The organism is Rubrivirga aquatilis, from assembly GCF_046845665.1.
Classification (GTDB): domain Bacteria; phylum Bacteroidota; class Rhodothermia; order Rhodothermales; family Rubricoccaceae; genus Rubrivirga.
On the sequence record NZ_CP177355.1, the window covers coordinates 3,019,065 to 3,036,175 of the forward strand.

At 67.8% G+C, this 17,111-nt stretch carries 13 protein-coding genes and 5 tRNA genes; all 18 read right to left on the minus strand.

The genetic code is table 11. From position 1 onward, the window contains the following. Nucleotides 1–16: 16 nt before the first annotated feature. Nucleotides 17–4,384, minus strand: coding sequence for a DNA-directed RNA polymerase subunit beta' (gene rpoC, locus ACLII4_RS13290; RefSeq protein WP_412067886.1), 4,368 nt, complete (start codon nt 4,382–4,384; stop codon nt 17–19). A gap of 101 nt (nt 4,385–4,485) precedes the next feature. Continuing rightward, nucleotides 4,486–8,346, minus strand: coding sequence for a DNA-directed RNA polymerase subunit beta (gene rpoB, locus ACLII4_RS13295; protein WP_412067887.1), 3,861 nt, complete (start codon nt 8,344–8,346; stop codon nt 4,486–4,488). Between the two features lie 308 nt (nt 8,347–8,654). Further along, nucleotides 8,655–9,032 (minus strand): 50S ribosomal protein L7/L12, encoded by a 378-nt coding sequence (gene rplL / locus ACLII4_RS13300; protein ID WP_412067888.1) that lies wholly within the window; start codon nt 9,030–9,032, stop codon nt 8,655–8,657. 111 nt (nt 9,033–9,143) lie between these two features. After that, complete coding sequence (rplJ, locus tag ACLII4_RS13305) at nt 9,144–9,677, minus strand: 50S ribosomal protein L10 (protein ID WP_412067889.1); 534 nt, start codon at nt 9,675–9,677, stop codon at nt 9,144–9,146. 41 nt (nt 9,678–9,718) lie between these two features. Further along, nucleotides 9,719–10,441 carry a 50S ribosomal protein L1 gene (gene rplA / locus ACLII4_RS13310; protein WP_412067890.1) on the minus strand — a complete coding sequence of 241 codons (723 nt, stop codon included), beginning with the start codon at nt 10,439–10,441 and terminating at the stop codon, nt 9,719–9,721. 113 nt (nt 10,442–10,554) lie between these two features. Continuing rightward, the gene (gene rplK / locus ACLII4_RS13315) at nt 10,555–10,992 is read right to left on the minus strand and encodes a 50S ribosomal protein L11 (protein WP_412067891.1); all 438 of its coding nucleotides are present in this window, start codon (nt 10,990–10,992) and stop codon (nt 10,555–10,557) included. A gap of 279 nt (nt 10,993–11,271) precedes the next feature. Beyond that, nucleotides 11,272–11,817, minus strand: coding sequence for a transcription termination/antitermination protein NusG (nusG, locus tag ACLII4_RS13320; RefSeq protein WP_412067892.1), 546 nt, complete (start codon nt 11,815–11,817; stop codon nt 11,272–11,274). Nucleotides 11,818–11,825: 8 nt separating this feature from the next. Continuing rightward, nucleotides 11,826–12,044, minus strand: a complete 219-nt coding sequence (gene secE / locus ACLII4_RS13325) for a preprotein translocase subunit SecE (RefSeq protein ID WP_412067893.1) — start codon at nt 12,042–12,044, stop codon at nt 11,826–11,828. Between the two features lie 38 nt (nt 12,045–12,082). Beyond that, a tRNA-Trp gene (locus tag ACLII4_RS13330) sits at nt 12,083–12,155 on the minus strand. A 100-nt stretch (nt 12,156–12,255) separates the two neighbouring features. Continuing rightward, a complete protein-coding gene (gene tuf / locus ACLII4_RS13335; RefSeq protein ID WP_412067894.1) occupies nt 12,256–13,443 on the minus strand; it encodes an elongation factor Tu in 1,188 nt (395 codons plus the stop codon). Nucleotides 13,444–13,505: 62 nt separating this feature from the next. After that, a tRNA-Thr gene (locus tag ACLII4_RS13340) sits at nt 13,506–13,577 on the minus strand. Nucleotides 13,578–13,592: 15 nt separating this feature from the next. Next, a tRNA-Gly gene (locus ACLII4_RS13345) sits at nt 13,593–13,665 on the minus strand. A gap of 35 nt (nt 13,666–13,700) precedes the next feature. Further along, a tRNA-Tyr gene (locus tag ACLII4_RS13350) sits at nt 13,701–13,783 on the minus strand. A 45-nt stretch (nt 13,784–13,828) separates the two neighbouring features. Further along, a tRNA-Thr gene (locus ACLII4_RS13355) sits at nt 13,829–13,901 on the minus strand. A gap of 65 nt (nt 13,902–13,966) precedes the next feature. Continuing rightward, the gene (locus ACLII4_RS13360) at nt 13,967–14,602 is read right to left on the minus strand and encodes a DedA family protein (RefSeq protein WP_412067895.1); all 636 of its coding nucleotides are present in this window, start codon (nt 14,600–14,602) and stop codon (nt 13,967–13,969) included. Further along, the gene (gene ispF / locus ACLII4_RS13365; protein ID WP_412067896.1) at nt 14,602–15,069 is read right to left on the minus strand and encodes a 2-C-methyl-D-erythritol 2,4-cyclodiphosphate synthase; all 468 of its coding nucleotides are present in this window, start codon (nt 15,067–15,069) and stop codon (nt 14,602–14,604) included. The genes ACLII4_RS13360 and ispF overlap by 1 nt, the downstream gene beginning before the upstream one ends. 84 nt (nt 15,070–15,153) lie before the next feature. Further along, a complete protein-coding gene (gene ispD / locus ACLII4_RS13370; protein ID WP_412067897.1) occupies nt 15,154–15,852 on the minus strand; it encodes a 2-C-methyl-D-erythritol 4-phosphate cytidylyltransferase in 699 nt (232 codons plus the stop codon). Nucleotides 15,853–15,934: 82 nt separating this feature from the next. Beyond that, nucleotides 15,935–17,017, minus strand: a complete 1,083-nt coding sequence (gene queA, locus ACLII4_RS13375) for a tRNA preQ1(34) S-adenosylmethionine ribosyltransferase-isomerase QueA (protein ID WP_412067898.1) — start codon at nt 17,015–17,017, stop codon at nt 15,935–15,937. Between the last annotated feature and the right edge of the window lie 94 nt (nt 17,018–17,111).

Here is a 17,111-nt window from a genome sequence, read left to right on the forward strand (position 1 = left end):
GAGGAGCCGGAGGGGGCTAGCCCAGACGGCGGTTGATCTCCGCGAGCGTCTCGTCGTCGGCCGCCGGAGCGGTCGGCGCACCGAGGAAGTCGCCGTCGCCGGTCGACAGGCCGCGGTCGAGCGCGTCCTGCGTGGCCTGGAGCGCTTCGAGCTCCTGACGGCTGCCCACGACGATGTCCTGGTACTTCCGCAGGCCCGTCCCGGCCGGGACGAGGTGCCCGATGATGACGTTCTCCTTGAGCCCGAGCAGGCTGTCCGACTTGCCCGCGATCGCGGCCTCGGTGAGCACCTTGGTCGTCTCCTGGAAGGAGGCGGCCGAGATGAACGAGTCCGTCTTGAGGGCGGCCTGCGTGATGCCCAAGAGCACCGGCTCGGCGACCGCCAGCTCGGCCTCGCGGACCTCCATCTCCGGCTTGTCGTCGCGCTTGAGCTGCGAGTTGGCCTCGCGGAGCTGGCGGCGCGAGATCGACTGGCCGATCTGGAAGCCGGACTCGCTGGCGACGACGACCACGAAGCTGTCGTAGAGCGCGTCGTTGGTGGCCTCCAGCGCGAGCCGGTCGACCAAGTCGTCCTCCAGGAACGGCGTGTCGCCCGGGTCGGTGATCCGGACCTTCTGCATCATCTGGCGGACCACCACCTCGATGTGCTTGTCGTTGATGCCGACGCCCTGGAGGCGGTAGACCTCCTGGACCTCGTTGACGAGGTACTCCTGGACCGCCGTGGGCCCGAGGATCGCCAGGATGTCTTGGGGCGAGATCTGGCCGTCGGACAACGCCTCGCCCGCACGGACGAAGTCGTTCTCGTGGACGAGCAGGTGCTTCGAGAGCGAGACGAGGTACGTCTTCTCGGTCGCCCCGTCGCGGGACGTCACGATGACCTCCTGCGAGCCGCGCTTGCGGCCGCCGAAGCTGACGACGCCGTCGATCTCCGTCACGACCGCCGGGTCGGACGGCTGGCGGGCCTCGAAGAGCTCGATGACCCGCGGCAGACCACCGGTGATGTCTCGCGTGCCGGCCGACTGGCGCGGCAGCTTCGCGAGCACCGAGCCGGCCTCGATGACGTCACCGGCGTTGACCTGGAGACGGGCCCGGACCGGCATCGTGTACTCACGGCCGCCCTTGCCCTCGACGACGAGCGCCGGGGTGAGCGTCCGCTCGCGCGACTCGGTGATGACCTTCTCGCGGAAGCCGGTCTGCTCGTCCGACTCCTCGCGATACGTCGTCCCTTCGATGACGTCCTGGAAACGGATGGTGCCCTTCGTCTCGGCCACGATGACCGAGTTGTAGGGGTCCCACGTAGCGATCACGTCACCCTTCTCGATCATCTTCCCTTCCTTGACGGCGACGTCGGCGCCGTAGGGGATCGTGTAGGCGATGCGCTGCTTGCCGTCGGCGTCCAGGATGCGGACCTCGCCCGACCGCCCGAGAGCGATCACCTTGGCGTCCTTGCCCGTGCCGGACTTGACGGTCCGCAGGTTCTCGAACGTCACCTTGCCGCCGAACTTCGACTCGATGGTCGACTCGGCCGCGATGCGGGAGGCGGTACCACCGATGTGGAAGGTGCGCAGCGTGAGCTGCGTGCCGGGCTCGCCGATCGACTGGGCCGCGATGACGCCCACGGCCTCGCCGCGCTGCACCATCCGGCCATTCGCCAGGTCCTGGCCGTAGCACAGGGCACACACGCCGCGCGTGGCCTCGCAGGCCAGCACCGAGCGGATCTCGACGACCTCAAGGGCTGTGGCCGCGATCTGGTCTGCGATCTCGTCCGTGATCCGGTCGTCCCGGCGCACGATGATCTCCTCGGTCTCCGGGTCGCGCACGTCGTGGACCGACACGCGGCCGACGATGCGGTCGCGGAGCGACTCGACGATGTCCTCGTTGTCCTTGAGCGCCTCCATCCGGACGCCGCGGAGCGTGCCGCAGTCCTCGGACTGGATCGACACGTCCTGCGACACGTCGACGAGGCGGCGCGTCAGGTAACCGGCGTCGGCTGTCTTGAGCGCCGTGTCGGCCAGGCCCTTGCGGGCACCGTGCGTCGAGATGAAGTACTCGGCGACCGACAGGCCCTCCTTGAAGTTGGACTTGATCGGGTTCTCGATGATCGCGCCCGCGGAGCCGGCCTGCGACTTCTGCGGCTTGGCCATCAGGCCACGCATGCCGCCGAGCTGGCGGATCTGCTCACGAGAGCCACGGGCGCCGGAGTCGGCCATCATGTAGATGGCGTTGAACCCGTCTTGGTCCTCCTTGAGCGCGTCGTAGAGGACGGTCGCGATGTCGTTGTTCGTCGACGTCCAGACGTCGATGACCTGGTTGTACCGCTCGGCTTCGGTGATGAAGCCCATCTCGTAGTTCGAGCGGATGTCGTCGGCCTTGTCCTCCGCCTCCTTAAGAAGCGTGAACTTGGCCTCGGGCACCACGATGTCGGACAGCGAGAAGCTCAGCCCGCCCAGCATGGCCTGCCCGAAGCCGAGGTCCTTGACCTCGTCGAGGAAGCGGGCCGTCTTGGGGAAGTTGGTGGCCTTGAAGACGCCCGAGATGATGCCCCGGAGGTTCTTCTTGGTCAGGACCTGGTTGATGTACCCGACGCCATCCGGCACGATGTCGTTGAACAGCGCGCGGCCGACGGCCGTGTCGATCATCTCGCCGGCCTGGGCGTCGCCCATGAACTCGTCCTCGCGCAAGCGGAGCTTGATCCGGGCGTGGAGCGCGACGGTGCCCTGGTCGTAGGCCTGGCGGACCTCCTGGGTCGAGGAGAAGGTCATGCCCTCGCCCTTCTCACCGGCGCGGTCCTTCGTCATGTAGTACATGCCGAGAACCATGTCCTGCGACGGCACCGCGACCGGGCCGCCGTGCGCGGGCGACATGATGTTGTGCGACGCGAGCATCAGGATGCTCGCCTCCAGGATCGCGTCGTGCGACAGCGGCACGTGGACGGCCATCTGGTCGCCGTCGAAGTCGGCGTTGAAGGCCGTGGTCACGAGCGGGTGCAGTCGGATCGCCTTGCCCTCGATGAGGACCGGCTGGAACGCCTGGATGCCCAAGCGGTGCAGCGTCGGCGCGCGGTTGAGCATCACCGGGTGGCCGTCGATGACCTTCTCCAGGATGTCGAACACGTCGGCCGTCCGGCGGTCGACCACCTTCTTGGCGGACTTGACCGTCTTGACGATGCCGCGCTCGATGAGCTTGCGGATGATGAACGGCTTGAACAGCTCGACCGCCATCTGCTTGGGCAGGCCGCACTGGTGGAGCTTGAGCTCCGGGCCGACCACGATGACCGACCGGCCGGAGTAGTCGACGCGCTTGCCGAGCAGGTTCTGGCGGAACCGGCCCTGCTTGCCCTTGAGCATGTCGCTCAGCGACTTCAGCGCGCGGTTGCTGTCCGAGCGGACGGCATTCGCCTTGCGGGAGTTGTCGAACAGCGAGTCGACGGCCTCCTGCAACATGCGCTTCTCGTTGCGCAGGATGACCTCCGGGGCCTTGATGTCGATCAGGCGCTTCAGCCGGTTGTTCCGGATGATGACGCGCCGGTAGAGGTCGTTGAGGTCCGACGTGGCGAACCGGCCGCCCTCGAGCGGGACGAGCGGGCGGAGCTCCGGAGGGATCACCGGGACCACCTTCATCACCATCCACTCGGGACGGTTCTCCAGGCGGGAGTTGGCGCTGCGGAAGGCCTCCACGATGCCGAGCCGCTTGAGCGACTCCGCCTTGCGGGCCTGCGACGTCTCCGTCCGCGCCTGGAACCGGAGCTCGACGGCGAGCGAGTCGAGGTCGAGGCGCTTGAGCAGCTCCTCGACGGCCTCGCCGCCGATCATGGCAACGAACTTCTCCGGGTCGTCGTCGGCCAGGCGGTTGTTGTCCTCGCGGATCTGGTAGAGCACGTCGAAGTACTCGTTCTCCGTCAGCAACGTGCCCTGCTCGATGCCGAGCGCGACGGCGCCGCCGGGGTTGACCACGACGTACGCCTCGTAGTAGATGACGCGGTCGAGGTCCTTGGACTTCATGCCCAGGAGCGCGCCGATCTTGTTCGGCAGGCTCTTGAAGTACCAGATGTGGACGACGGGCACGGACAGCGTGATGTGCCCGAACCGCTCGCGGCGGACCGACTTCTGGGTCACCTCGACGCCACAGCGGTCACAGATGATGCCCTTGTAGCGGATCCGCTTGTACTTGCCGCAGTGGCACTCCCAGTCCTTGACCGGGCCGAAGATCTTCTCGCAGAACAGCCCGTCCTTTTCGGGCTTGAACGAGCGGTAGTTGATCGTCTCGGGCTTGAGGACCTCACCGAACGACCGCTCCAGGATCGTCTCGGGCGAGCTCAGGCTGACCGTGATCGAGTTGTAAAACTTTTTGGGGGCCGGCTGGGCCGGCTGGATGCCGAATGCCATTTCTTAGGGGACTATGGGGATTGGGGACTGGGGATCAGGGGGCGTGAGGGCCGAGGCGCTGGCGGATGCCAGTCCCGAGTCCCCACGTCCCCAGTCCCCCATCAGTCGATTCGGACTTCGAGACCGAGGCCCTGCATCTCGCGGAGCAGGACGTTGAACGACTCGGGGACGTTCGGCTCGGGGATGTTGTCGCCCTTGACGATGGCCTCGTAGGCCTTCGAGCGGCCCTGCACGTCGTCGGACTTGACGGTCAGGATCTCGCGCAAGACGTTGGAGGCGCCGTACGCGTAGAGCGCCCAGACCTCCATCTCGCCGAAGCGCTGGCCACCGAACTGCGCCTTGCCACCCAGCGGCTGCTGGGTAATGAGGCTGTACGGGCCAATGGACCGGGCGTGGATCTTGTCGTCGACCAGGTGGGACAGCTTGAGCATGTAGATCTGCCCGACGGTCGTCTTCTGGTCGAACGCCTCGCCGGTGTTGCCGTCGAAGAGCTGGATGCGGCCGTCCTCGGGGAGCCCGGCCTCGCGCAGCTTGGCGGCGATGTCGTCCATCGACGCGCCGTCGAAGGCCGGCGTCGCGTACGTCTCGCCGAGCTTCTCGCCCGCCCAGCCCAAGAGGGTCTCGAAGATCTGCCCCAGGTTCATGCGGGACGGGACGCCCAGCGGGTTGAGGCAGATGTCGACCGGCGTGCCGTCCTCCAAGAACGGCATGTCCTCGATGGGCACCACCTTGGCGACCACACCCTTGTTGCCGTGGCGGCCGGCCATCTTGTCGCCGACCTGCAGCTTGCGCTTCTTCGCGACGTAGACCTTCGCCAGCTGGACGATGCCCGGGGGCAGCTCGTCGCCCATCTGGATGCGGTACTCCTCCTGCTCGGCCGAGCCCGTCACCTCCTGGTGGCGGCGCTGGTAGTTGGCGAGCAGCTTCCAGGCCTGACGGTTCGTGTCGTCGTCATTCGTGAACGACTGGCGGATCTTGAGGTCCGCCGGCTCGATCGCCTTGAACGAGGTCTTCGAGAGCTTGGCGCCCTCCGAGACCACGACCGTGCCGTCGCGCAGCTCGATGGCCGCGCCGGCCTTCTTGGCGCCGATGAGCGCGAAGAACCGCTCGTAGAACGACTGCTGCAGGGCCTCGACCTCGCGCTCGAGCTGGCGCTTGATCTCCTCGAGCCGCTTCTCCTCCGCCTTCTTGGTGATGGCGTCGGTCTTGCGGCGCGAGAACAGCATCGTGTCGATCACGACGCCGTTCATGCCCGGCTTGGCCTTGAGCGAGGCGTCCTTGACGTCGCCGGCCTTGTCGCCGAAGATGGCGCGGAGCAGCTTCTCCTCGGGCGTCGGGTCGGTCTCGCCCTTGGGCGTGATCTTGCCGACGATGATGTCGCCCGGGTTGACCTCGGCGCCGACGCGGACGATGCCGCGCTCGTCGAGGTCCTTGGTGGCCTCCTCGGAGACGTTCGGGATCTCGCGCGTCAGCTCCTCCTCGCCGCGCTTGGTGTCGCGGACCTGGTGGTCGAACTCCTCGATGTGGACGGACGTGAAGACGTCCTCCTTGACCACGCGCTCCGAGATGACGATGGCGTCCTCGAAGTTGTAGCCCTTCCACGGCATGAACGCGACGAGCACGTTCTTGCCGAGGGCGAGCTCGCCGCGCTCGGTCGAGGCCCCGTCCGCCAGCAGGTCGCCCTTCTTCACCTTCATGCCGGCGGCGACGCGCGGCTTCTGGGTGACGTTGGTGTCCTGGTTGGTCCGGCGGAACTTGATGAGCTTGTACGTCCGGACGGGCTCCTCGAACGCGGCGTCCGCGTCCTCGGGCGTCTCGTCGTAGCGGACCGTGATCTTGGTCGCGTCGACGTACTCCACGGTCCCGGCGCCCTCGGCGACCAGGATCGCGCGGGAGTCCCGAGCGATGCGGCCCTCCAGGCCCGTGCCGACGTACGGCGCGGACGGCTGCAGGAGCGGCACGGCCTGACGCTGCATGTTCGAGCCCATCAACGCGCGGTTGGCGTCGTCGTGCTCGAGGAACGGGATCAGGCTCGCGGCAGGCGAGATGATCTGGTTCGGCGCCACGTCCATGTAGTCGATCTGGTCCGGCGTCACGAGCGGCACGTCGCCACCGATGCGGGCGCGGACGAGGTCGTTGGCGTACGTCCCGTCGTCGTTGAGCGGGGCGTTGGCCTGGGCGATCGTGAAGCGGTCCTCGTCCTCGGCGGACAGGTACTCGATCTTCTTGGTCACCTTGCCGTTCTTGACCTTCCGGTACGGGGTCTCGATGAACCCGAACTGGTTGACGACGCCGTGCGTGCACAGCGACGAGATGAGGCCGATGTTCGGGCCCTCCGGCGTCTCAATGGGGCAGAGACGGCCGTAGTGCGTGTAGTGCACGTCGCGCACCTCGAAGCCGGCGCGCTCGCGCGTCAGACCACCGGGCCCGAGCGCGGACATCCGACGCTTGTGCGTCAGCTCCGCGAGCGGGTTCGTCTGGTCCATGAACTGCGACAGCTGGTTCGTCCCGAAGAAGGTGTTGATCACCGACGAGACGGTCCGCGCGTTGACGAGGTCCTGGGGGGTGAATTTGTCCGCGTCGCGGAGGTTCATCCGCTCCTTGATCGTCCGCGCCATGCGGGCGAGCCCGAGCGAGAACTGGCTCTGGAGCTGCTCGCCGACCGTCCGCACGCGGCGGTTGCCGAGGTGGTCGATGTCGTCGACGTTCGACTTGCCGTTCTGGAGCTTGACCAGTTCGGTGATGATCGCGACGATGTCCTCCTTGGACAGCGTGACCGAGTCGTTCTCCGGCGGGAGCCCGAGCCGCTTGTTCATGCGGTACCGGCCGACGTCGCCGAGGTCGTAGCGCTTGTCCGAAAAGAACAGGCGGTCGAGCAAGGCGCGGGCGGCGTCCGTGTCGGGCGCCTCGGCGCTGCGGAGCGTCTCGTAGAGCTGGTTCAACGCCTCGTCCTCCGAGTGCGTCGAGTCCTTCTTGAGCGTGTTGAGCAACGTCGACATGTCGAGCGACGTGTTGTCGTCCTCGTCCACCTCGCGGCGGACGATGACCGACGGGACGCCCGCGTCCTTGAGGAGACCGTAGTCGTCCTCCGTCATCTCGTGCTCGGCGGGGAGCACGACCTCGCGCTCCGACGTTTCCTGGAGCACCTCGCCCGTGTCCTCGTCGATCACCTCGTGCTTGACCTCGACGGTCACCGAGGAGGCGAGGACGCGGCCGATGAGCTTCTTGTAGTTCGTCTTGTTCGAGATCTTGACCTCGTCGGCCAAGTCGAACAGGTTGACGATCTCGGAGTCGGACGAGTACCCGAGCGCGCGGAGGAGCGCCGTCACCGGCAGCTTCTTCTTGCGGTCGATGTAGGCCCACATCACGTTCGCGACGTCGGTCGAGAACTCGATCCACGACCCGCGGAAGGGGATCACGCGGGCACTGTAGAGGTCCGTCCCGTTGGGATGGACCGACTGCGAGAAGAAGACGCCGGGCGAGCGGTGCAGCTGGCTGACGATGACGCGCTCGGCGCCATTGACGACGAACGTGCCCTTCTCAGTCATGACCGGCAGGTTGCCGAGGTAGACATCCTGCTGGATGGCCTCCTCGGGCTCGTCCTCATCCTCGTCCTCCTTGGCGCTCAGGCGCAGCTTGGCCTTGAGCGGGAGGGCGAACGTCAGGCCCTGCGCCAGGCACTCCTCGATGGAGTGCTTGGGCGCCTCCAGCGTGAAGTGGAGGTACTCGAGCGTGTAGCGCTCTCTCGTGTCGGTGATCGGGAAGTGCTCCCGGAAGGTGTTCTCGAGACCCTTCTTCGGGTTGCGCTCCTCCGGAACGAGCTCGGCCTGCAGGAAGTCGTGGTACGACTTCAGCTGGATCTCGAGGAAGTCCGGGAAGTCGAGGACTGCGGCGATGTCGGCGAACGACTGGCGAGTGCTCTCTCCACTGGGCGCCGGTCGGGCGCTCTTGCTGTTGCTCAAGGCGTACCCCTGGGGTTTGGTGACCGCTGATGCGAGGGCCCGGCCGAGACCACGAGCGAACTCGGGCCTCCGGGCGGCGCCACCGACTCTCGTCGGCAGCGCGGGCATCCATCGGCAGAGCCGACGGAGAAGGACGCGACCCGGAACGCGGAGTTCCGAACGGTCCGTGTGCACCGGGCAGGGCCCGGACGCACGAACGGTGGCATCGGAAAGTCCGAAGCCACCGGATGGCGCGAACGCCCGCCCCCTCCGGCGGAGCCGGGGAGGGCGGGCGGACGCCAGCGCGCGGGCTCGCGCCCGCGCGGCACTTACTTGAGCTCGACCGTGGCGCCGGCGCCCTCGAGCTTGCCCTTGATCTCGTCGGCCTCGTCCTTCGAGGCGCCTTCCTTGATCGCGGACGGCGCGTTGTCGACGAGCTCCTTGGCCTCCTTGAGGCCGAGACCGGTGATGCCGCGGACCTCCTTGATGACGGCGATCTTGTTGCCGCCGATGCCCGTGAGCATCACGTCGAACTCGGTCTGCTCTTCGACGGCGGCGGCGCCGTCGCCACCGGCCGGGCCGGCCATGACGGCGGCGGCGGCGGCGGGCTCGATGCCGTACTCGTCCTTGAGGACCGTCAGGAGCTCGTTGGCCTCCTTGATGGTCAGGTTGACGAGGCTCTCGGCGATGCTGTTGATGTCTGCCATTGGATTGGGGTGTTCCTGCGACGGTCTGTGCCGGGAGTGGCTGCGTCGCTGATTATGGATGAGGGTGTCCGACCCGGCGGGGTGCCGAGGCGGACGGGGTCAGCAGGAGGGCTAGGCCTCCTCCTCCTTCTCGGAGATCTGCTGGATGACGCTGGCCAAGCCAGAGCCTTGCGCGCCGAGGGCCGACGCGACATTCGTGATCGGAGCCATGAGCAAGCCGAGGATGTCGGCCAGGAGCTCGTCCTTGCTCTTGAGCGTCGCCAGCATCTCGAGCTGGTCGTCGCCGTAGATGGCCCCGTCGATGTAGGCACCCTTGAAGCGCGGGATCTCGAGGTCGTTGTCCTTCAGGAACTTGGTGAGGACCTTGGCCGGGCCGGCCGGGTCGTTCGTGAAGGCGACGGCGGTCGGGCCGTTGAGCGCGTCGTAGAGCTCGTCGAACCCGCCCTTCTCCTCCATCGCGCGGCGGAGGAGCGTGTTCTTGAGAACCTTGTACTGGACGTCGGCCTTGCGGAAGGCCCGGCGCAAGCCCGTGGCCTGCTCGACGGTGAGGCCCTGGTAGTCGGTGAGGTAGACGGTGTTCGCGTCGCCGAGGGTCTCGGCGATTGCCCCGAGTGCCTCCTGCTTCTGCTCTTTGGTAAGCGGCATGGTCTTGTCTGGCTGCGCGGCCCGAAAGGGCCACAGGAGGATTAGCGAGTGGCGACGACGGCGGCGGCGCGGTCGACCGGAACGGCGGGGCCCATCGTCGTGGAGAGCGTGACGCTCTTGACGTAGGTCCCCTTCGCGGCGGCCGGGCGGAGCCGGACGATCTCCTTGAGGAAGGCGTCGGCGTTGTCGCGGATCTGCTCCTGCGAGAACGTGACGTTGCCGATCGAGGTGTGGATGATGCCCGCCTTGTCGACGCGGAAGTCGATCCGGCCCGCCTTGACGGCCTCGACGGCCGCGGCGAGGTCGTTGGTGACGGTGCCCGACTTGGGGTTCGGCATCAGGCCGCGGGGGCCGAGCACGCGGCCCAGCCGGCCGACGACCGGCATCACGTCGGGCGACGCGATCAGCACGTCGAAGTCGGTGAAGCCCTCGTTCTGGATCTTGTCGGCGTAGTCGTCCAAGCCGACCATGTCGGCGCCGGCGGCGGTCGCTTCGGCCTGCTTGCCCTCATTCGTGAGCACGAGCACGCGGACGGTCTTGCCGGTCCCGTGCGGGAGGGCGACCGAGCCGCGGACCATCTGGTCGGCGTGGCGGGGGTCGACGCCCAGACGGACGTCGATGTCGACGGACTCCTCGAACTTGGCGCCGCTCGTCTCCTTGACGAGCTGGGCGGCCGTGTCGAGCGAGAGCACGCCGCCAGCGGCCTCGGTGGCCGCCGCGACGGCCTCAGCCGCCTTGCGGTAGCGCTTGCCTCTCTTTGCCATGGTGTTGGGGGGTGTGCGGTGCAATCGCCAGCGTCGCTGGCTCCCGCGGTGGTAAAGGGTCCGAGCCCAGGGGCGCCCCTCAAGGGGTTCGCCGTCCCGAGCGTCGAAACCGACTAGGCGATCGGGGCGCCGGTGACGGTGAGGCCCATCGAGCGCGCCGTGCCCGCGATCATGCGAGCGGCGTTGTCGAGGTCGGTCGCGTTGAGGTCCTCGAGCTTCTGCTCCGCGATGTCGCGGCACTGATCCCAGGTGACCTTGCCGACCTTCTCCCGGAGCGGGTCGCCCGCGCCCTTCTGGATCTTAGCGGCGTTCTTCAGGAGAATCGCGGCCGGCGGGCTCTTCGTGATGAACGTGAAGCTCTTGTCACCGTAGACGGTGATCACGACGGGGATCACGAGCCCCATCTTTTCCTGCGTGGCGGCGTTGAACGCCTTGCAGAACTCCATGATGTTGACGCCCTTCTGGCCGAGCGCGGGGCCGATCGGGGGCGCCGGGGAGGCCTGGCCCGCCTTGATCTGCAGCTTGATAAAGCCGTCGATTTTCTTCGCCATAACTGGGGTGCGGTGCAAACGCCGGGGCGACCGGCTCCCGCGCAAGTGAGGCCACGCCGGGGCGTAGCGGGATGCGGAAGGTAGCCGGGGCTCCGGCCGGAAAGAGCCCCTCCGACCGGCTTCGCCCGTGTTTCACCGCGCCTCGGCGGGGTCTCCGCTCGCGACCGAGAGAGAGGGCCGCCAGCCCACCCCGGGCCTCGGGCACCGCCGCCCTGCAACCGAAAAAACGGGGCGACCGCCTGGCCGCCCCGCTCGGAGTCGCTGGGTCGGACGCGAGCCCTAGCTCTCGTGCTCGACCTGGAGGTAGTCCAGCTCCAGCGGCGTCTTGCGGCCGAAGATGGAGACCATCACGCGGACCTTCATCTTGTCGGGGTAGACCTCCTCGACGAACCCGGTGAACGTGTTGAACGGGCCGTCGACGACCTTGACCGGGTCGCCCTCCTTGAAGGGGATCTCGGGCTGCTCGCTCTTCTCCTCGTCCATCATCCCCAGGATGCGGCTGACTTCGTCCGGCCGAAGCGGGACGGGCTCGCCGTTCGCACCCAAGAAGCCAATCGTCGACGGCGCGCCGTTGATGACCTCGCGGAGGTACGGATCGATGAGCGCCTCCAGCAGGATGTAGCCGGGGAACGAGGTCTTCTCGCGCGTCCGCTTCTTCCCGGCGCGCATCTCGAAGACGGTCTCGGTCGGGATCACGACCTGAGTGAGCTTGTCCTCGTAGCCGAGGCGCTCGACCTCACCCATGAGGTACTCCTCGACCTTCTTCTCGTGCCCGGAGAACGTCCGGAGGACGTACCACTTGCGAATCGGCGAACGAACAGACATGGAGTGGGCTACCCGCCGTAGATGAATCGGAGGACGGTGCTGATCACCTGGTCGGCTCCGAAGATGAACAGCGAGATCGCCAGCGAGGAGACCAGCGTCAGGACCGTGTTGGAGATGAGCTCCTGGCGCTTGGGCCAGTTCACCTTCCGCATCTCCTTGCGGACCTCGACGAGGTAGTTGCCGGCGGCGCCGCCAGGGGCCTGCTGCGTCTGAGTCTGAGTGGCCATCGGGTACCGCGCGAGGCGGGGTCTGGTGTGGATCGGAGCACGGGCGGCAGGACTCGAACCTGCAACCGTCGGTTTTGGAGACCGATGCGCTACCAATTGCGCCACGCCCGTGAAGCGGACCGCCGACGCCCCGAGGAGCGCCGGCGGTCGGGTCAACCTACGAACGGCACGGCGTGCCGTCAGGAAGCGACGGTGGAGACCGCCGCCCGGATCAGTCGAGGATCTTGGAGACGACGCCGGCGCCGACCGTCCGCCCGCCCTCGCGGATCGCGAACCGGAGCCCCTGCTCCATGGCCACCGGCTGGATCAGCTTGACCGAGAACTGCGTGTTGTCCCCCGGCATCACCATCTCGACCCCCTCGGCCAGCTCGATGTCGCCGGTCACGTCGGTCGTCCGGAAGTAGAACTGCGGGCGGTACCCCTTGAAGAACGGCGTGTGACGGCCGCCCTCGTCCTTCGACAGGATGTACACCTCGCACTCGAACTCCTTGTGCGGCGTGACGGCCCCGGGCTTCGTCAGCACCATCCCGCGCTCGACGGCGTCCTTCTCGATCCCACGGAGCAGGATCCCCGCGTTGTCCCCGGCCTGGGCCGAGTCCAGGAGCTTCCTGAACATCTCGACACCGGTCACGGTGCTCGTCATCTTCGGCTCGCGGATCCCCACGATCTCGACCGGCTCGCCGACCTTGATCTGGCCGCGCTCGACGCGGCCCGTGACCACCGTCCCGCGGCCCGTGATCGAGAACACGTCCTCGACCGGCATCAAGAACGGCTGGTCGACCGCCCGCTCCGGGGTCGGGATGTAGTCGTCGACCGCGGCCATCAGCTCGTTCACCTTCTCGACCCACTCGGGCTCCCCGTTCAGCGCGCCCAGCGCCGAGCCCTGGATGACGGGCAGGTCGTCGCCCGGGAACTCGTACGAGTCGAGGAGCTCGCGGACCTCCATCTCGACGAGCTCCAGGAGCTCCTCGTCGTCGACGAGGTCGGCCTTGTTCATGAAGACCACGATGTACGGCACGCCCACCTGGCGGGCGAGCAGGATGTGCTCCCGCGTCTGGGGCATCGGGCCGTCGGTGGCCGCGACGACCAGGATCGCCCCGTCCATCTGGGCCGCGCCCGTCACCATGTTCTTGACGTAGTCGGCGTGGCCGGGGCAGTCGACGTGGGCGTAGTGCCGGGCCTCCGTCTCGTACTCGACGTGGGCCGTCGCGATGGTGATCCCGCGCTCGCGCTCCTCGGGCGCGTTGTCGATCTGGTCGAACGACATCGCCGTGCCGCCCTGGGCCTCGGCGAGCACCTTCGTGATCGCCGCCGTCAGCGTCGTCTTCCCGTGGTCGACGTGACCGATGGTGCCCACGTTGACGTGGGGCTTCGTCCGCTGGAATTGCTCCTTAGCCATGGGTTTCTCGTGTCTGTGCGCGGTGCGCGGGATGAACTGTCTGGGCGGCGGCGGTCCGCCGGAGCCTCCTCCGGGAATTGAACCCGGGACCCCTTCCTTACCATGGAAGTGCTCTACCGCTGAGCTAAGGAGGCGATGGGACGCGCGAGAGCGGGAGACCGGGCTCGAACCGGCGACATTCACCTTGGAAGGGTGACGCTCTACCAACTGAGCTACTCCCGCAGGACGCGGTCGCGTCGCTCGTCGCGTGTCAATCGTGGGCAGGGAAGGATTCGAACCTCCGTACTCGTGAGAGAACAGATTTACAGTCTGTCGCCTTTAACCACTCGGCCACCTGCCCGGTACAAAAAGAACAATCGCGATGGCCTCGGCGGCGGCTCGGCTGAGCTGACGGAGGGACTCGAACCCCCGACCTGCTGATTACAAATCAGCTGCTCTACCAACTGAGCTACGCCAGCGGAGCGGGCATCGCGAAGTGCGAAGGTACCCGGCCCGCCAGCGGCGCGTCAACTGTCCGAGCCCGCTAGCGGCCGTCCGCGCCGTCTCTTCGCAGTCGATTCGCGCGGAGCCGCCAGCGCACGACCGCCACGGCCCCCACGACGACGAGCCCGACGGTGACGGCTCGGCCGTAGATGGACAGCCAGCCCAGCACGCGGTCCCACTCGGCGCCGACCGCCGCGCCCGCCCACACCAACAGCACGCTCCACGCGAGCGCGCTCACGCTCGCGGCCAACGCCACGGGCACCGCCCGCAGGTGCGAGGCGCCCGCCAGCAGGCCGATCACGGCTCGTCCACCTGCCAGGAAGCGGTTCGCCAGCACCACGCCCAGACTCCAGCGCTCCAGCCAGCGCTCGGCCCGGGCGACCGGTGCGCGAGGGATCCAGCGGAGTCGGGCGGGGTCGTGGATGGCCGCGCCCAGCTTGCGGCCGGCCGCGAAGACGGTCATGAACCCGAGGGCTCCGCCGAGCGCCGCCAGCAAGACGGTCGGCACGAAGGCGACGACGCCCAAGCCGACGAACGAGCCGCACAGCACGATCACCGTGTCGCCCCACAGCGGCGGGATCAGATTCTCGAGGTACGACACCGCAAAGAGCACCGCGTAGATGCCGACCGGCGGCAACCCTTCGAGCCAGTGGACGATCTCGGTGGCCGTTTCCACTAGGTCAGCAGGCAGACGGCGTGCGCCGCTGCGCCCTCGCCGGTCCCGACGAACCCCATCCCCTCCCCTGTCGTCGCCTTCACCGACACGTCGCCGACAACGACCCCGAGCCCGTCCGCCAACCGCTCGCGCATCGCGTCGATATGAGGGCGGAGCTTGGGCCGCTGCAGCACCACCGTCGCGTCGACGTTGCCGATGGCGTGGCCGGCCTCGCGGACCTTCCCCACGACGGCGCGCAACAGCTCGATGCTATTGGCCCCTTTCCACTCGGCATCGGTGTCGGGGAAGAGCGCGCCGATGTCCCCGAGCGCGGCGGCGCCGAGCAAGGCGTCGATGATGGCGTGCGTGAGCACGTCGGCATCGGAGTGGCCATCGAGGCCGACCTCCGAGGGGACGGAGACGCCACCCAAGATGAGCGGGCGCCCTTCGACCAAGCGGTGGATGTCGTAGCCGTGGCCGATGCGCATGAGGACGAGGAGCGGAGAGGCGGGAAACGGGAAGATGCTCCCATTGTGCGGCTGGCGGCTCGGATCAGGGAAACTCCTTTCCCCCTACTCCCCCGTCCAGCCGGGCCACAACGCTTGCGCGAGCGCCCAGTCTCCAGGGCGCGTGATCTTGAGCGTGCGCGGGTCGCCCTCGACGATCCGGACCGGGTAGCCGGCGTGGTGGAGCAAGCCGACCTCGTCTGTGGCGAGATGCCCGGCCGCGTTCGCCGCTGCCCGGGTCAGCCAATCGCGGCGAGCCGCTTGCGGGGTCTGCATGGCCCACAGCCCGTCCCGAGAGACCGTGTCGCCGAAGAAGGGGCCATCACCGCCCTGCCTGAGGGTGTCGGCGACACGGAGGGCGGACGCCGCGGCGCCGTGCTGGCGGGCAACCATCACACATTTTGCAATAACGGATCTGGTCACGAAGGGCCGCACCGCGTCGTGCACCACGACGGTCTCGACCGACGCGGGCAGCGCGAGCACCCCGTTCGCGACCGACGCCTGCCTCGTCCGCCCGCCCGTCGCGACGTCCGCCGCGACGCCGTGCTCCGCCAGCAGGTCCCGCGTCGACGCCTCCTCCCCCGCTGGAACGACGACGACGAGCGGCCCGACGACTGGATGGCTCGCGAACGCCCGAAGGGTCTGCACCACGACCGGCGCGCCGCCGAGCACGCGGAACTGCTTGGCAGGCGCCCCTGCTTGCGCCATCCGCGAGCCCGACCCTCCCGCCGGAAGCACGAGGCCGACCGTCGGGTCGCCGCTCACAGACGGTCCGGCGCTCCCGCCCAAAACACCGCGCTCACTGCCCCACCTGCCAGTCCCCAGCCCCTCATCCCCGAGTCCCATCCTAGAGGATCAGCATCGCGTCGCCGAACGAGAACAACCGGTACTCCTCGCGGACGGCCTCCGCGTACGCCTCCATCAGCAGGTCGTACCCGGCGAACGCCGCGACGGTCATCAGCAGCGTCGACTTGGGACGGTGGAAGCTGGTCAGGAGCCGCTCGCAGATGTGGAAGTCGTGGATCGGGTAGATGAACTTGTCCGTCCAGCCCTGCCCATGCTTGAGCGTCTTGGACGCCGAGATGCACGACTCGAGGGCCCGGACCACGCTCGTGCCCACGGCCGTGACGTGCCGGTCCGGGTGCGTGAGGGCCCGGTTGACGCACTCGACCGCGTCGTCGCGGACCTGATAGAACTCCGAGTCCATCCGGTGCTTCGACAAGTCCTCGACCTCGACGGCCTGGAACGACCCGAGCCCAAGGTGCAGCGTGCAGGTTGCCACCTCCGTGCCCCGGGCAGTGATGTCGCCGAGCAGGTCCGGCGTGAAGTGGAGCCCTGCCTTCGGCGCAGCCACGGCACCGCGCTGGCGGGCGAAGAGCGACTGGTAGCGGACCCGGTCGGCGGGCTCGGCCTTGCGGCGGAGGTACGGTGGGATCGGCGTCTCCCCGATCGCGTCGATGCGCTGGTAGAGTTCGTCCGGCGTGCCGTCGAAGATGAACCGGATCGTCCGGCCGCGACTGGTCGTGTTGTCGATGACCTCGGCCGCCAGCCCGCCCTCGAACACCAGCTTGTTGCCGACGCGGACCTTGCGGGCAGGGTCGACGATCGAGTCCCACAACCGGTGCTCCTTGTTGAGCTCGCGCAAAAGGAAGACCTCGACGTTGGCGCCCGTGTTCTCCTTGATGCCGCGCAAGCGGGCCGGGAACACCATCGTGTCGTTAGCGACGAGCACGTCGCCCTCGCCGAAGTACTCCGGCAAGTCCCGGACCTCTCGGTGCTCGATGGTCCCTCGCTCGCGGTCGAGCACCATCATGCGCGCCGCGTCGCGCGGTTCGGCCGGGTATTGAGCGACGAGCGACTTGGGAAACGCGTAGTCGAAGTCGCTGAGCCGGAGCGCGTGGACGCGAAATGAAGGGTGCGCGACTTGCATACAAGCGAGGGCCGTGACGGGAGGTGTCGGCAGGCGCCTAGCAGGCCAGCCGACGGCACGGGTCGACGGTGGGGACCACCCGAATGCGTTTGAA

What these genes read in the sequence shown, in the direction of transcription:
- rpoC (WP_412067886.1), bottom strand. Translation starts at nt 4,384, where the DNA reads ATGGCATTCGGCATCCAGCCGGCCCAGCCGGCCCCCAAAAAGTTTTAC.
- rplL (WP_412067888.1), bottom strand. Translation starts at nt 9,032, where the DNA reads ATGGCAGACATCAACAGCATCGCCGAGAGCCTCGTCAACCTGACCATC.
- rplJ (WP_412067889.1), bottom strand. Translation starts at nt 9,677, where the DNA reads ATGCCGCTTACCAAAGAGCAGAAGCAGGAGGCACTCGGGGCAATCGCC.
- rplA (WP_412067890.1), bottom strand. Translation starts at nt 10,441, where the DNA reads ATGGCAAAGAGAGGCAAGCGCTACCGCAAGGCGGCTGAGGCCGTCGCG.
- rplK (WP_412067891.1), bottom strand. Translation starts at nt 10,992, where the DNA reads ATGGCGAAGAAAATCGACGGCTTTATCAAGCTGCAGATCAAGGCGGGC.
- nusG (WP_412067892.1), bottom strand. Translation starts at nt 11,817, where the DNA reads ATGTCTGTTCGTTCGCCGATTCGCAAGTGGTACGTCCTCCGGACGTTC.
- secE (WP_412067893.1), bottom strand. Translation starts at nt 12,044, where the DNA reads ATGGCCACTCAGACTCAGACGCAGCAGGCCCCTGGCGGCGCCGCCGGC.
- tuf (WP_412067894.1), bottom strand. Translation starts at nt 13,443, where the DNA reads ATGGCTAAGGAGCAATTCCAGCGGACGAAGCCCCACGTCAACGTGGGC.
- ispF (WP_412067896.1), bottom strand. Translation starts at nt 15,069, where the DNA reads ATGCGCATCGGCCACGGCTACGACATCCACCGCTTGGTCGAAGGGCGC.
- queA (WP_412067898.1), bottom strand. Translation starts at nt 17,017, where the DNA reads ATGCAAGTCGCGCACCCTTCATTTCGCGTCCACGCGCTCCGGCTCAGC.